Origin of the sequence: Amnibacterium sp. CER49, from assembly GCF_029846255.1 — a bacterium.
In the GTDB taxonomy this organism is placed as follows: Bacteria; Actinomycetota; Actinomycetes; order Actinomycetales; family Microbacteriaceae; genus Amnibacterium.
On sequence record NZ_JARVWQ010000001.1, the window covers coordinates 1,415,677 to 1,429,304 of the forward strand.

A 13,628-nucleotide genomic window follows, 5' to 3' on the forward strand; every position below is an offset into this window, starting at 1 on the left:
CCGACGCTAGCCCATGTGCATGCCGCGCATCGCGAGCTCGCCGACCGGCGCGGCACCGAGGCTCGACGTCGTGATCGCGGCGACGATCGCCGCGCCGACGACGACACCGGCGAGGTACAGCCACGCCGGCGGGAAGGCGCTCGGCGAGCGGCGCCCACGGCGCACGACGACGGCGAGCCCCGCGGCCACGGCGAGGTCGAGCACGGCCGCCCCGAGCAGGGACGCCGTGGGCAGCGCCGCCGCGCCCATCGGGCCACCGCTCATGTGCATGCCGCCGTGCTCCGCCGAGGCGGGAGCGAGCAGCGAGACGAGCTCGACGACGAGGGCGAGCGCCGCGCCGCCGAGCGCCGCACGCGGCAGCGGCAGGGTCTCGCGGGCGAGCGCGGCGACGCCCCACACGACCTCGGCGGCGCCGAGGAGCGTGTAGACGAGGAGCGTCGGGATGGGGGCACCGGCGGCCACGCCGAGGTGGACGAGGCCCGCGCCGATGGCGGCGAGTCCGAGCCACGTGCGGATCAGCGTGGACATGCCGGTGCCCTTCCCGGCCTCAGACCGTGGCCGCCCGCGAGCCGCGGACGGCGCGGTCGGCGCCGAGCCCGACGGCGAGGAGCACGATCGCGCTCGCGAGGTGCAGGAAGTGGTCCGGCACGTTCAGCGAGAGGAAGTTGATCGCGCTGCTGTGGTTCGCCGACAGGAAGAAGCCGACGATGCCGAGGAGCAGGTAGGCGGCACCGATGGTGGTGTTGGTCGCCTTCGCGGCCGAGACGTTGCTCGTGCCGGCGATGAGCAGGGCCGCGCCGATCAGCAGGTGCGCCACGTTGTGGAGCGGGTTCACCTCGAAGATGCCGAGGATGAGGTTGCTCGAGCCGTTGCCCGGGCCGGCGAACGGCACGCCGCTCGTCCAGAAGAAGCCGATCAGGCCCACCAGCAGGTAGACGGCACCGAAGATCGTCGCGAGCAGTCGGTTCGGCGAGGAGCCGATGGTGGGACCGGTGGCGGTTCGCGCTGCGGTCATGGGGATTGCCTCCTTGGGGTCTGCACGGCAGAGGGGCCGTGCATCAGGGCGTTCGGAGCATGCGGGTGTTCGGTTTGCTCCCAACGAACGTCGATGAGGCGGCAAGGATCGCAGCAAAGGTTGAAGGTTGCTGAACGCTAACCTCGGGGACCGCTCGGAGATCGATATCGGTCCGATATCGGGTCTCTGCGGCCGCGGCACCGCCGCCGTCCACAGTGCGAGCCCGCATGGGCGCGGGAGTGAGTGGAGCGGGCGACGGGAATCGAACCCGCACTACCAGCTTGGGAAGCTGGAGTTCTGCCATTGAACTACGCCCGCGACGGCGACGCCCTGACGGGCATCGGTCGCCAAGACTAGCGCCACGACGGCGCGGACGGACCAGCCCGGCCGCCGCGGGCGGGAACGGTCGGCCGTCCCGGCCGGAACCGCCCGTGGCCGCACCGGTAGATTCGCAGGCATGCTGCTCTCCGACCGCGACATCCGCGCGGAGCTCGAGGGCGGCCGCGTCGTCCTCGACCCGTACGACCCCGGCCTGCTGCAGCCGTCGAGCTTCGACGTGCGCCTCGACCGCTTCTTCCGGCTGTTCGACAACCACAAGTACGCGGTCATCGACCCGGCGGAGCACCAGCCGGAGCTCACGCGGCTCGTCGAGACGCGCGACGACGTGCCGTTCATCCTCCATCCGGGTGAGTTCGTGCTCGGGTCGACGTACGAAGCGGTCACCCTTCCCGACGACATCGCCGCGCGGCTCGAGGGCAAGAGCTCGCTCGGGCGCCTCGGGCTGCTCACGCACTCGACGGCCGGGTTCGTCGACCCCGGATTCACGGGACACATCACGCTCGAGCTCTCGAACGTGGCGACGCTGCCGATCAAGCTCTGGCCGGGCATGAAGATCGGCCAGCTCTGCTTCTTCCGGCTCAGCTCGCCGGCCGAGCGCCCCTACGGCTCGGGCGAGTACGCCTCCCGGTACCAGGGCCAGCGCGGTCCGACCGCGTCGCGGTCGTACCTGAACTTCCTGCGCACCGACACGCGGCAGCGCGAGGGCGCGCCCGACGCCTCCTAGCGGGCCGCGAGCGCCGGCAGCTGCAGGGTCAGCCAGGGGCTGAAGGCCCAGGGCGCCGCCGCGACCGCGCTCGCGAGCTCGCCGGGGTCGACCCAGCGGTACTCGACGACCTCGTCGGGGTCCGGCAGCAGCTCGTCGTCCGTCCGGGCGGTGAAGACGGGGCACAGCTCGTTCTCGACGATGCCCGCCGCGTCGGTCGCGAGGTAGCGGAAGCCGGGCAGCGCGAGCTCGAGGTCGGTGAGGGTGACGCCGAGCTCGTCGAGCGCGCGTCGCGCGACGGCGTCGCGGAGGTCCTCGGCGGGACCGGGGTGACCGCAGAACGAGTTCGTCCAGACGCCCGGCCACGTGCGCTTCGACAGCGCCCGGCGCGTGACGAGCAGCCGGCCCTCGCCGTCGGAGACGTGGCAGCTGAAGGCGAGGTGGAGGGGCGTGTCCGGGCCGTGCACGGTCGCCTTGTCGGTCGTGCCGAGCACCGTGCCGTCGTCCGCGACGAGCACCACCTGTTCCCCGCCGCTCACCGTGCGCACCGCTGTACCCTTGCCCTCGTGACCACTCGGCGCGCCCCCGGTCGGGGGCTCGCCGTGCCTCCGAGGGTAACCGGCACGGGTCCGCGTCCGGCGCGGGGCGCCTGACCGGTGCGCGGGAGTCCTCTGCAGCGCTACGACCGCGCTGCCGGCCGGTCCGCCGCCGTCGTCATCCGGCAGTACTCGACCTCGTTCGGGCTCGCGACGCGGCTGCTGCCCGCGGCGACGCGGGCGCACATCCGCAACGTCTACGCGCTCGTCCGCCTCGCCGACGAGGTCGTCGACGGGGTCGCGCACGAGTGCGGCCTGCCGGCCGAGGAGATCGCAGCCGCCCTCGACGCGCTCGAGGAGGACACGTACCGCGCGATGCGCACGGGCTACAGCACGAACCTCGTCGTGCACGCCTTCGGCGCGACGGCCCGCGCGGTGGGCATCGAGGAGCGGATCGTGCGGCCGTTCTTCGCCTCGATGCGCATGGACGTCGACCTCACGGCGCACACGCCCGAGTCGTTCTCCCGCTACGTCGACGGGTCCGCCGAGGTCGTCGGGCTCATGTGCCTCCGTGTCTTCTGCGCCGCCGGGCCACGGCCGAGCGACGACGAGCTGGCGCGGCTCGAGTCGGGTGCGCGCCGCCTCGGGGCCGCCTTCCAGAAGGTGAACTTCCTGCGCGACCTCGCGGCCGACGCCGACGGGCTCGGGCGCGCCTACTTCCCCGGCGTCGAGCCCGATCGGCTCGACGAGGCGGAGAAGCGGCGGCTGCTCGACGACATCGACGACGACCTCAGGGCGGCCGCCGCCGCCCTGCCGCTGCTGCAGCCCGGACCACGCCGGGCCGTGGGCCTCGCGCACGCGCTGTTCGCCGAGCTCGCCGATCGGCTCCGTGCGACGCCCGCCCATGAGCTGCGCCGGCGGCGCGTCCGGGTGCCCGACCCCGTGAAGGCGCGCCTCGCGGTGCTCGCCGTCGCGGGACGCCTGCCGAGGGCCTCGTGAGCGTGCGGCGCGCGGTCGTCATCGGCGGCGGCATCAGCGGGCTCGCGACCGCCGCGCTGCTCGCCGAGGAGGGCTGGGCCGTCACGGTGCTCGAGGCGGCCGAGTCGGTCGGCGGCCGCGCGGGCGAGTGGCGGCACGACGGCTTCCGCTTCGAGACGGGCCCGTCGTGGTACCTCATGCCCGAGGTGTTCGACCACTTCTTCCGGCTGCTCGGCACGAGCGCCGACGAGCAGCTGCGGCTGCGGAAGCTCGACCCCGGCTACCGGGTCGTGTTCGAGCCCGGGAACGGCCGCCGCGCCGAGGTCGTCGACGTCGAGGGCGACCGTGAGCGCAACCTCGCCATGGCCGAGCGGCTCGAGCCGGGTGCCGGCCCGCGCCTCGCCGCGTACCTCGACTCGGCGAGATGGGTGTACGACACCGCGAAGCGCTACTTCCTCTACACGACCTTCGCCGACCTGAAGCCGCTGCTCGTGCCGGAGGTGGTGCGCGGCCTGCCGCGCCTCGTGCCGATGCTCGCGCTGTCGCTGCACCGCTTCGTCACGCGGCGCTTCAGCGACAGCCGGCTCGCCCGGATCCTGCAGTACCCCGCCGTGTTCCTCGGCAGCTCGCCGTACGACACCCCCGGCATGTACCACCTGATGAGCGCGCTCGACCTCGAGGGCGGCGTGCTCTACCCGGAGGGCGGCATCCGCGCCCTCATCGACGCCGTCGAGCGGGTCGCGGTGCAGCGGGGCGTCGAGATCCGCACCGGTACGCCTGCGGCGCGGATCCTCACCCGCGGCACCGTGGGCGGGCGCCCGGTCGTGGCAGGGGTCCGCACCGTCGACGGCGACGAGCTGCCCGCCGACGTCGTCGTGTCGGCGATGGACCTCGAGGCGGCCGAGCGCACCCTGCTGCCGCCCGCCCTGCGCACGTACGACGCCGACTGGTGGGCGAAGCGCACCCCCGGCCCGAGCGCCGTGCTCCTGCTGCTCGGCGTCCGCGGGCGGCTGCCGCAGCTGCTGCACCACACGCTGCTCTTCACGGACGACTGGCGGTCGAACTTCGCCGCGGTCATGCCCCGTCGTGGGCGTCCCGTGCCGCCGCTGCCCGACCGGGTGTCGCTCTACGTCTGCCGCCCGAGCGCCACCGACGACGTCGCGCCCGAGGGCGACGAGAACCTCTTCGTGCTCGTCCCCGTCCGCGCCGACCCCGGCATGGGGCGCGGCGGCGTCGACGGCGGCGGCTCCCCGGAGGTCGAGCGGGTGGCGGACGCCGCGATCGACCAGATCGCCGACTGGCTCGAGGTGCCCGACCTCCGCGAGCGCGTCGTCGTGCGCCGCACCATCGGGCCCGGCGACTTCGCCGGCGACCTCGCCGCCTGGCACGGCACCGCCCTCGGCCCGGCGCACACGCTGGCGCAGAGCGCGCTGCTCCGCGCCGGCAACGCGAGCCGCCGCGTCGGCGGCCTCTACTTCGCGGGCGGCTCCACCATCCCCGGGATCGGCCTGCCGATGTGCGTCATCAGTGCGGAGCTCGTGGTGAAGCGGCTCCGCGGCGACACGAGCGCCGGGCCGCTGCCCGAGCCGCTCCGCTCCGCGGTCGTGCCCGCCGAGCCGCTGCCCGTGCCGTGAACGTCCTGTACCTCGCGGCCCTCGCGGTCTCGAGCGCGGGCCTGCTCGCGCTCGACGCGCGCTTGCGCCTCGCCGTCTTCCGGTTCCCCCGCCGTGCGGCCGTGGTGCTCGCGATCGCGATCGCCGGCTTCCTCGCCTGGGACCTCGCGGGCATCGCGCTCGGCATCTTCTTCGAGGGGAACCGGGCGCTGCTCGTCGGCGTGGACCTCGCGCCGGAGCTGCCGCTCGAGGAGGTGTTCTTCCTCCTGCTGCTCACCCTGACCGCGCTCGAGGCGTTCGCCGTCACCGCCCGGCTGCTCGAGCGACGGGACGGCGTGCGGTGACCACCTACCTGCTCCTCGCGCTCGGCGTGCTCGTGCCGGTCGGGGCGGTGTCGCTCGTCGTGCTGGTGCGCGCCGGGCGGCCCGTGCTCCTGCCGGCGCTCGCGGCGCTCGCCGTGCTGCTCGTGCTCACCGCCTGCTTCGACTCGGTGATCGTGGGCCTCGGCATCGTCGGCTACGACGGGTCGCGCATCCTCGGCCTCCGGGTGGGCGCGGCGCCCGTCGAGGACTTCGCGTACCCCGTCGCGGCCGCGCTCGGGATCCCCGCGCTCTGGACCGTGCTCGGTGCGCACCGGAGGTCGTGACGTGCTGCAGCAGGTGCTCACCTCGTCGCGGCCGCTGTCCTGGGTGAACACGGCGTACCCCTTCGCCCTCGCGCTGCTGCTGCTCGAGCGACCCGTTCACCCGGTGCTGCTCGTGCTCGGCGTCGTCTACTTCCTCGTGCCCTACAACATCGCGATGTACGGCATCAACGACGTCTTCGACTACGAGTCCGACCTGCGCAACCCGCGCAAGGGCGGCGTCGAGGGCGCCGTGCTCGCGCCGCGCCTGCACCGCACCGTGCTCGTCGCCTCGGTCGTCACGAACGTGCCGTTCCTCGTCGCGCTGCTGCTGCTCGGCGGCTGGCCGTCGCGGATCGTGCTCCTCGTCTCCGTGTTCGCGGTCGTCGCCTACAGCGCGCCCGGCCTCCGCTTCAAGGAGCGGCCCGTGCTCGACTCGATCACCTCGGCGACGCACTTCGTGAGCCCCGCCGTCTACGCCGCCGCGCTCGCGGACCGGCCCCTCGACGCCCGCGCGCTGCTGCTCCTCGCCGCGTTCTTCGCCTGGGGGATGGCAAGCCACGCGTTCGGGGCGGTGCAGGACGTGCCCGCCGACCGCGAGGCGGGGATCGACTCGATCGCGACCGTGCTCGGCGCCCGCCGGACGGTCGCGTTCGCCGCGTCGCTCTACGCGGTCGCAGGCGTCCTCGCGCTGCTCTCCGGCTGGCCGACCGCCCTCACCGCGCTCCTCGCGATCCCCTACCTCGCGATGGTGGTGCCGTTCCTCTCGATCGACGACGGCACGGCCGAGCGGGCGAACCGCGGCTGGCGGCGGTTCCTCGGCATCAACTACGGCGCCGGCGCCTTCGTCACGATCCTCGCGCTCGCCGCGAGCGTCTACGGCTGACCGCGGTCCTTCCCGCGCGCAGAATGGGTTCCATGGGGAACCGCCGCCGCGTCGAGCCGGGTCCGGGGCAGGAGTCGGTGTGGGACTACCCGCGGCCGCCGCGGGTCGAGCCGGTCGCGGACCGCGTGCGCATCGAGCTCGGCGGCCGGGTGATCGCCGACACGACCGACGCGCTGCGGGTGCTCGAGACGAGTCACCCGCCCGTGTACTACCTGCCGCGGGAGGCGTTCACGGCCGAGCTGACGCCCGCGCCGGGCGCGAGCTTCTGCGAGTTCAAGGGCGCCGCGCGCTACCTCACGCTCACGGCGGGCGACGCCCGGGCCGAGGGCGCCGCCTGGACGTACCCGTCGCCGTCCCGCGGCTACGAGTCGCTCGCCGGCCGCATCGCGGTCTACCCGTCGCGCATGGACCGCTGCGAGGTCGCCGGCGAGACCGTGACGCCGCAGGAGGGGGACTTCTACGGCGGCTGGATCACCGCGAAGGTCGTCGGACCCTTCAAGGGCGGCGCCGGCACCTTCGGCTGGTGACGGCGGATCGCGGCGCTCCGCACGACGGGCGCGTGAGAAGGCGGGAGAATCCTCTGCCGTGAGCACCGATCGCACCCAGCTCGGCATCGACCCGTCCGCCTGCTACCGCCATCCGGACCGGACGAGCTGGACGCTCTGCGACCGCTGCGGGCGCACGATCTGCCCGGAGTGCCAGATCCTGTCGCCCGGCGGGGTGAACTGCGCGGTGTGCGTCGCCGAGACCGGCGGCTCGGTGCAGTGGCAGCCGGCGGCATCCCGGCCGGCCCCGAAGCGGCGCCCCGCGGTCCTGAAGCGGACGAGCACCCGTCGCCGCGTCCTCGCGGGAAGCGGGAGCGGGCGGCCGACCGCCGCCTGGACCGTGCTCGGGGTCGCGGCCGCGCTGTGGGTCATCGGCTTCGTCACGGCCGACCTCCCCGTGCGCCTGCTGGCCGCCTACGAGCCGTACGGCTGGCAGCTGTGGCGCTTCGTGACCGCGCCCCTCGTGTCCCCCTCGGGCCTGAGCGGCATCGTGGGCTTCGCGCTGACCGCGCTGTTCTGGGCCCTCACCGCGCCCCAGGCCGAGCGGATCATCGGCGTGCGGCGGTTCCTCGCGGTGCTCGGCGTCTCGACCGTGCTCAGCTCCGCGGCGGCGCTGCTGTCCGGGCAGGCGGCCTACGGCCTCTCGGGGCCCCTGTTCGGCGTGTTCGCGGCGACGCTCGTGATCGTCTGGAGCGACGTGCCGACGCGCACCCGGTTCCTCGTGATGATCGGCGTGAACCTGCTGCTCATCCTCCTGCTCGGCGGCTCGGGGCTCGCGACCGTGGTCGGCGGCCTGCTCGGCGGCGCCGGCGCCCTCGCGCTGCTCCGGCGCAACGACGACCGCCCGCTGCCGAAGCCGTGGACGCCGCAGACGATCCTGATCGGCGGCAGCGCGCTGCTCGCCGTGCTGGCGGCGCTCTCCGCGTCATGACCGCCGCGCCGCGCGGTCAGGCGCGGACCGCGGCCCGCGTGCGGATCGGCAGCAGCAGCAGGAGCCCCGCGGCGAGCACGGCGACGATGCCGAGCACGCCGTACGCCTGGTCGCCGGCGAGCCCGGTGAACGCCGCGAACAGCGCCGGGGCGAGGAACGTCGCGACGCGGCCCGTCGTCGCGTAGAGCCCGAAGAGCTCGCCCTGGCGCTGCGGCGGCGCGAGCCGCGCGAGCAGCGAGCGGCTCGCGGACTGCGCGGGACCGACGAACACGCAGAGCAGCAGGCCGCAGATCCAGAAGGCGCCCTGGCCCGCCCCGCGGGCGAGGAACACCGCGAGCCCGGTGATCACGAGGCCCGTGAGGGCGGTGACGATGACCGCCTTCGGCCCGAACCGGTCGTCGAACCGGCCGGACACGAGCGTGCTCGCGCCCGCCACGACGTTCGCGGCGACGCCGAAGATCAGCACCTGTCCGAAGCCGAACCCGAACACCGTCGAAGCGATCACCGCGCCGAAGGTGAAGACCCCGGTGAGGCCGTCGCGGAACACTGCGCTCGCGACGAGGAAGCCGAGCAGCGGCCGGTCGGTGCGCCAGAGGTGCGCCACGTCGGCCCCGAGCTTGCGGTACGCCGACAGGATCCCGCGGCGCGGCAGATCCGCCGCGGGGCGCTCGTCGGGCACGGCGAGCAGCACCGGCACCGCGAAGACCGCCGCCCACACCGCGCAGACGAGGGCGCAGAGCCGCACGCCGAGGCCGTCCGCCTGGGGCAGGTGCAGCAGCTGCGGGCCCTGCGGGATGAGCGTGACGTAGAGGAGCAGGAGCAGCACGATGCCGCCGAGGTACCCGGCAGCCCAGCCGACGGCGCTGATCCGGCCGATCGACCGCGGCGTGCTCACGGCGGGCAGCATCGCGTTGTAGTGCACGGTCGCCACCTCGTAGGCGATCGTGCCGACGGCGACGAGCAGCACGCCCGCCAGGAACGCCGAGGGCGTGGGCCGGACGAGCGTCATCGCGAGCATCGCCACGACGACCACGGCCGTGCCGATCGCGAGGGGCCGGCGACGGCGGCCGGTGGCGTCGGATCGTTGCCCGAGCACGGGCGCGAGCACCGCGACGACGAGGCCGGCGACCGCGAGCCAGAGGCCGAGGCGCGTCGACAGGTCGGCCTTCGCGCCGCGGAACGCCGCGGAGCCCGCGGGCAGCGCGGGGTCGACGAAGAGGTCGCTCGTCAGGTAGACGGTGAAGACGAAGGTCGTGATCACCGCGTTGAACGCCGCGCCGCCCCAGTCCCAGGCCGCCCAGGCCACGACACGTCGGACCGGCGGGACGCTGATCGTCACGAGCGCCAGGGTAGGGGCGCGCCGCAGCCCCGTCACCGCCACGATCGGGGGGATCGTCGCCGTGGGCCTCGGGAATGTTCCAGGCGCCTTGAGGTTGAGTAAGGAGAACTCAAGTTCGGTCTCGACGATTCGACAGCGTCGGCGTCGTCCCGTAATCTTGAGTCATCAGGACGCAAGTCCTCCCGCAGACCATCCCGATCGTCATCGGAAGAAGGAGAAGATCCCATGGCTCGTGCCGTAGGCATCGACCTCGGCACCACCAACTCGGTGGTGTCGGTGCTCGAGGGCGGCGACCCCGTCGTCATCGCGAACTCGGAGGGCTTCCGCACCACGCCGTCCGTCGTCGCGTTCACGAAGGACGGCGACGTGCTCGTCGGCGAGACCGCGAAGCGCCAGGCCGTGACGAACGTCGACCGCACCATCGCGTCCGTGAAGCGCCACATGGGCACCACGTGGACCACCACGGTCGACGGCAAGAAGTACACGCCGCAGGAGATCTCGGCGCGCATCCTCGGCAAGCTGAAGCGCGACGCCGAGCAGTACCTCGGTGACACGGTCAGCGACGCCGTCATCACCGTGCCCGCGTACTTCAACGACGCCGAGCGCCAGGCCACGAAGGAGGCCGGCGAGATCGCGGGCCTCAACGTGCTCCGCATCATCAACGAGCCCACCGCGGCCGCGCTCGCGTACGGCCTCGACAAGGGCCGCGAGGACGAGCTGATCCTCGTCTTCGACCTCGGTGGCGGCACGTTCGACGTGTCCCTGCTCGAGGTGGGCAAGGACGAGGGCTTCTCGACCATCCAGGTCCGCGCGACGGCCGGTGACAACCGCCTCGGCGGCGACGACTGGGACCAGCGCATCGTCGAGCACCTCATCAAGCGCTTCAAGGACTCGACCGGCGTCGACGTCTCGAAGGACCGCATCGCGCTGCAGCGCCTCAAGGAGGCCGCGGAGCAGGCGAAGAAGGAGCTCTCGAGCTCGACCACGGCGTCGATCCAGCTCCCCTACCTGTCGCTCACGCAGAACGGCCCGGCGAACCTCGACGAGACCCTCACCCGGGCGCAGTTCGAGAACCTCACCTCCGACCTGCTCGACCGCACGAAGAAGCCGTTCAACGACGTCATCAGCGAGGCCGGCATCAAGGTGGCCGACATCGCCCACGTCGTGCTCGTCGGCGGCTCGACCCGCATGCCGGCCGTCAGCGAGCTCGTGAAGCAGCTCACCGGCAAGGAGCCGAACAAGGGCGTGAACCCGGACGAGGTCGTCGCCGTCGGCGCCGCCCTCCAGGCCGGCGTGCTGAAGGGTGAGCGCAAGGACGTGCTGCTCATCGACGTCACCCCGCTCTCGCTCGGCATCGAGACCAAGGGCGGCATCATGACGAAGCTCATCGACCGCAACACCGCGATCCCGACGAAGCGCAGCGAGACCTTCACGACGGCCGACGACAACCAGCCGTCCGTCGCGATCCAGGTGTTCCAGGGCGAGCGCGAGTTCACCCGCGACAACAAGAACCTCGGCACGTTCGAGCTCACCGGCATCGCGCCGGCGCCGCGCGGCATCCCGCAGATCGAGGTCACCTTCGACATCGACGCGAACGGCATCGTGCACGTCTCCGCGAAGGACAAGGGCACCGGCAAGGAGCAGTCGATGACGATCACGGGCGGCTCGAGCCTCCCGAAGGACGACATCGAGCGCATGGTCCGCGAGGCGGAGGAGCACGCCGCCGAGGACAAGCGGCGCCGCGAGGCCGCCGAGGTGCGCAACTCGGCCGAGCAGCTCGTCTACTCGATCGAGAAGCTCATCAAGGAGAACGACGAGAAGCTCCCCGCCGACGTCAAGGACGAGGTGCAGGGCGACGTCGACTCGCTGAAGACGGCGCTCGCGGGCAGCGACGACGACGCGGTGAAGACCGCGTTCGACCGGCTGTCGCAGAGCCAGACCAAGCTCGGTCAGGCCATCTACTCGTCCTCGCAGCAGCAGGGCGAGCAGCAGGCCCCGAACGCCGGCGCCGGCGCCTCGCAGGGCCGTGACGACGACGTGGTGGACGCCGAGGTCGTCGACGACGAGAACCCGGCGGCGTGATGGCGAACCGGAACGAGGACCCGGAGGAGGTGCCCGGCGGCGAGCCGGGCACCCCGACCGACCTGCCCGCAGCCGAGGGGCCCGACATCGAGACCCCGAGCACCGACGACGGCCCGTTCAGCGCGGCCGACCAGGCCTTCCTCGACGGCCTCTCGTCCGAGGCGGCGGCTGCGGCCCCCGCCCCGGGCGAGGACCACCTCGAGGACCTGCGCCGGGTCACCGCGGAGTACGCGAACTACCGGCGCCGCGTCGAGCGCGACCGCGTGGTCGAGCGCGAGCGCGCCGTGGGCGACGCCGCGCGCGCCATCCTGCCGGTGCTCGACGACCTCGACCGGGCCGAGGCCCACGGCGACCTCGCCGAGGGCGGTCCGCTCACCACGATCGCGCAGAAGCTGCGCGGCGCGGTCGGCAAGCTCGGGCTCACGCCGTTCGGCGAGACCGGGCAGGCCTTCGACCCGCGCGAGCACGACGCGATCTTCCAGCGCGAGAACCCGGCGGTCGAGCGCGCCACGGTGTCCGACGTCGTCGAGCGGGGCTACCGCATCGGCGACACGGTGCTCCGCGTCGCCAAGGTCGTCGTCGACACCCCCGCCTCCTGACCATGGCCAGCCAGGACTGGTTCGAGAAGGACTTCTACAAGGTCCTCGGCGTGGACAAGTCGGTCTCGCAGGCCGACCTGAAGAAGGCGTACCGACGGCTCGCCCGGCAGTACCACCCGGACTCCAACCCGGGGGACGCGAAGGCCGAGGCGCGCTTCAAGGAGATCAGCGAGGCGTACAGCGTCCTCTCCGACGAGGGGCAGCGGCGCGAGTACGACCAGGTCCGCGCGATGGGGTCCGGCGCCCGGTTCACGGCCGCCGGCCCCGGTGCGGCCGGTGGCTTCGAGGACGTCTTCGGCTCCGTCTTCAACGGCGCCCGCGGCACCCGCACCGGGTCCCGCGGTGCCGGTGGGGGTGGGTTCGAGGACATCCTCGGTGGCCTCTTCGGCAACGGCGGCTTCGGCCAGACCACCGGCGGGTTCCGCGGCTTCGGCGGCCCGACCCCGGGTCGCGACGTGGCGGCGACCACCACGATCGACTTCCTCACCGCCACCCGCGGCGACACCGTGACGCTGCAGGGCGAGGGTGGCCGGCCGGTCACCGCCCGCATCCCGGCGGGCGTGGTCGACGGGCAGAAGCTGAAGCTGCGCGGCAAGGGCGAGCCGAGCCCCGACGGCGGCGAGCCGGGCGACCTGGTGCTCACCGTCAAGGTCGAGCCGCACCCCGTGTTCGAGCGCGAGGGGCTCAACCTCAAGGTGAACGTTCCGGTCACCTTCGTCGAGGCGGCGCTCGGCGCCACCATCGAGGCGCCGGTGCTCGGCGGCGAGACGGTGCGGCTGAAGGTCGCGCCGGGCACGTCGAGCGGTCGCGTGCTCCGTGTGAAGGGTCGCGGCGTCACCACGCCGAAGGGCACGGGCGACCTGCTCGTCCGCCTCGACGTGGCGGTGCCGAGCCACCTGAGCGCGAAGCAGCGCGAGGCGCTCGAGGCGTTCGCCGCGGCGAGCCCCGAGGAGGACCCGCGCGACGACCTGCTCGCGAAGGCCCGGGGGTGATCGACGTGGACGCCGACGACCCGGTGCTCACGATCGCGGTCGCGGCCGAGCTGGCCGGCATGCACCCGCAGACGCTGCGGCAGTACGACCGGCTCGGCCTCGTCGTCCCGCGACGCACCGCGGGCAAGTCGAGGCGCTACTCGCTCCGCGAGGTCGCGCAGCTGCGCGAGGTGCAGCGGCTCTCGGGCGAGGGCGTCTCGCTCGAGGGCATCCGCCGCATCCTCGAGCTCGAGAACGAGGCCGCCGCCCTGCGGACCCGGGTGCGCGAGCTCGAGTCGGCGCTCACCACCGAGCTGCTGAACCGCCCCGGCTCGCGCGTGTTCGCCTCGACCGCGAACGGCGACGTGCTGCCGCTGCGCCAGGGTGTGCGCGCCCAGCGGCGCACCGAGGTCGTCGTGTGGCGGCCGACGCGCGTGGACTGACCCGCGTGGAATAACGCTGAGCCCTT

At 73.3% G+C, this 13,628-nt stretch carries 16 protein-coding genes and 1 tRNA gene; 12 read left to right on the forward strand and 5 right to left on the reverse strand.

All coding sequences use genetic code 11. The features are described from left to right. Positions 1–6: 6 nt before the first annotated feature. From QDR37_RS06885 to QDR37_RS06895, 3 genes are all read right to left on the reverse strand, one after another. Complete coding sequence (locus QDR37_RS06885; protein WP_279712877.1) at positions 7–528, reverse strand: hypothetical protein; 522 nt, start codon at positions 526–528, stop codon at positions 7–9. Between the two features lie 19 nt (positions 529–547). Further along, complete coding sequence (locus QDR37_RS06890; protein ID WP_279713577.1) at positions 548–982, reverse strand: DUF4383 domain-containing protein; 435 nt, start codon at positions 980–982, stop codon at positions 548–550. Between the two features lie 277 nt (positions 983–1,259). Continuing rightward, a tRNA-Gly gene (locus QDR37_RS06895) sits at positions 1,260–1,333 on the reverse strand. A gap of 139 nt (positions 1,334–1,472) precedes the next feature. Here QDR37_RS06895 and dcd point away from each other — a divergent pair. Further along, positions 1,473–2,078: a dCTP deaminase gene (dcd, locus tag QDR37_RS06900; RefSeq protein ID WP_279712878.1), complete on the forward strand. Its 606-nt coding sequence runs from the start codon at positions 1,473–1,475 to the stop codon at positions 2,076–2,078. Here dcd and idi read toward each other — a convergent pair. Then, positions 2,075–2,596, reverse strand: a complete 522-nt coding sequence (idi, locus tag QDR37_RS06905) for an isopentenyl-diphosphate Delta-isomerase (RefSeq protein ID WP_279713578.1) — start codon at positions 2,594–2,596, stop codon at positions 2,075–2,077. The two genes, dcd and idi, sit on opposite strands and share 4 nt — an antisense overlap. Before the next feature lie 117 nt (positions 2,597–2,713). On the opposite strand from idi, the gene QDR37_RS06910 reads away from it, so the two are divergent. Genes QDR37_RS06910 through QDR37_RS06940 form a run of 7 tightly spaced genes read left to right on the forward strand, consistent with a single transcriptional unit; the run spans position 2,714 to position 8,168 of the window. Then, on the forward strand, positions 2,714–3,592 hold the full coding sequence (locus QDR37_RS06910; RefSeq protein ID WP_279712879.1) for a squalene/phytoene synthase family protein: 879 nt from the start codon (positions 2,714–2,716) through the stop codon (positions 3,590–3,592). Positions 3,593–3,594: 2 nt separating this feature from the next. Continuing rightward, on the forward strand, positions 3,595–5,205 hold the full coding sequence (gene crtI, locus QDR37_RS06915) for a phytoene desaturase family protein (protein ID WP_279713579.1): 1,611 nt from the start codon (positions 3,595–3,597) through the stop codon (positions 5,203–5,205). Continuing rightward, positions 5,202–5,528, forward strand: a complete 327-nt coding sequence (locus QDR37_RS06920; protein WP_279712880.1) for a lycopene cyclase domain-containing protein — start codon at positions 5,202–5,204, stop codon at positions 5,526–5,528. Before crtI ends, QDR37_RS06920 begins: the two co-directional genes overlap by 4 nt. Beyond that, the gene (locus QDR37_RS06925; RefSeq protein WP_279712881.1) at positions 5,525–5,830 is read left to right on the forward strand and encodes a lycopene cyclase domain-containing protein; all 306 of its coding nucleotides are present in this window, start codon (positions 5,525–5,527) and stop codon (positions 5,828–5,830) included. Before QDR37_RS06920 ends, QDR37_RS06925 begins: the two co-directional genes overlap by 4 nt. Before the next feature lies 1 nt (position 5,831). Further along, positions 5,832–6,692, forward strand: coding sequence for a prenyltransferase (locus QDR37_RS06930; RefSeq protein WP_279712882.1), 861 nt, complete (start codon positions 5,832–5,834; stop codon positions 6,690–6,692). A 32-nt stretch (positions 6,693–6,724) separates the two neighbouring features. Beyond that, the gene (locus tag QDR37_RS06935) at positions 6,725–7,219 is read left to right on the forward strand and encodes a DUF427 domain-containing protein (protein ID WP_279712883.1); all 495 of its coding nucleotides are present in this window, start codon (positions 6,725–6,727) and stop codon (positions 7,217–7,219) included. Positions 7,220–7,277: 58 nt separating this feature from the next. Beyond that, a complete protein-coding gene (locus tag QDR37_RS06940) occupies positions 7,278–8,168 on the forward strand; it encodes a rhomboid family intramembrane serine protease (protein ID WP_279712885.1) in 891 nt (296 codons plus the stop codon). Positions 8,169–8,184: 16 nt separating this feature from the next. Here QDR37_RS06940 and QDR37_RS06945 read toward each other — a convergent pair whose 3' ends face one another. Continuing rightward, entirely contained in the window at positions 8,185–9,507 is a 1,323-nt protein-coding gene (locus tag QDR37_RS06945) for an MFS transporter (RefSeq protein ID WP_279712886.1), read from the reverse strand. A gap of 225 nt (positions 9,508–9,732) precedes the next feature. Here QDR37_RS06945 and dnaK point away from each other — a divergent pair, with 225 nt between their 5' ends. The 4 genes from dnaK to QDR37_RS06965 are packed head-to-tail and all read left to right on the forward strand — an operon-like array spanning position 9,733 to position 13,602. Beyond that, a complete protein-coding gene (gene dnaK / locus QDR37_RS06950) occupies positions 9,733–11,589 on the forward strand; it encodes a molecular chaperone DnaK (RefSeq protein ID WP_279712887.1) in 1,857 nt (618 codons plus the stop codon). Then, complete coding sequence (locus QDR37_RS06955) at positions 11,589–12,188, forward strand: nucleotide exchange factor GrpE (protein ID WP_279712888.1); 600 nt, start codon at positions 11,589–11,591, stop codon at positions 12,186–12,188. Before dnaK ends, QDR37_RS06955 begins: the two co-directional genes overlap by 1 nt. Before the next feature lie 2 nt (positions 12,189–12,190). After that, positions 12,191–13,180: a DnaJ C-terminal domain-containing protein gene (locus QDR37_RS06960; protein WP_279712889.1), complete on the forward strand. Its 990-nt coding sequence runs from the start codon at positions 12,191–12,193 to the stop codon at positions 13,178–13,180. Further along, positions 13,177–13,602 carry a MerR family transcriptional regulator gene (locus tag QDR37_RS06965; RefSeq protein WP_279712890.1) on the forward strand — a complete coding sequence of 142 codons (426 nt, stop codon included), beginning with the start codon at positions 13,177–13,179 and terminating at the stop codon, positions 13,600–13,602. The genes QDR37_RS06960 and QDR37_RS06965 overlap by 4 nt, the downstream gene beginning before the upstream one ends. Positions 13,603–13,628: the final 26 nt, after the last annotated feature.

What these genes read in the sequence shown, in the direction of transcription:
- QDR37_RS06935 (WP_279712883.1), top strand. Translation starts at nt 6,725, where the DNA reads ATGGGGAACCGCCGCCGCGTCGAGCCGGGTCCGGGGCAGGAGTCGGTG.
- QDR37_RS06955 (WP_279712888.1), top strand. Translation starts at nt 11,589, where the DNA reads ATGGCGAACCGGAACGAGGACCCGGAGGAGGTGCCCGGCGGCGAGCCG.
- dnaK (WP_279712887.1), top strand. Translation starts at nt 9,733, where the DNA reads ATGGCTCGTGCCGTAGGCATCGACCTCGGCACCACCAACTCGGTGGTG.
- QDR37_RS06885 (WP_279712877.1), bottom strand. Translation starts at nt 528, where the DNA reads ATGTCCACGCTGATCCGCACGTGGCTCGGACTCGCCGCCATCGGCGCG.
- QDR37_RS06960 (WP_279712889.1), top strand. Translation starts at nt 12,191, where the DNA reads ATGGCCAGCCAGGACTGGTTCGAGAAGGACTTCTACAAGGTCCTCGGC.
- dcd (WP_279712878.1), top strand. Translation starts at nt 1,473, where the DNA reads ATGCTGCTCTCCGACCGCGACATCCGCGCGGAGCTCGAGGGCGGCCGC.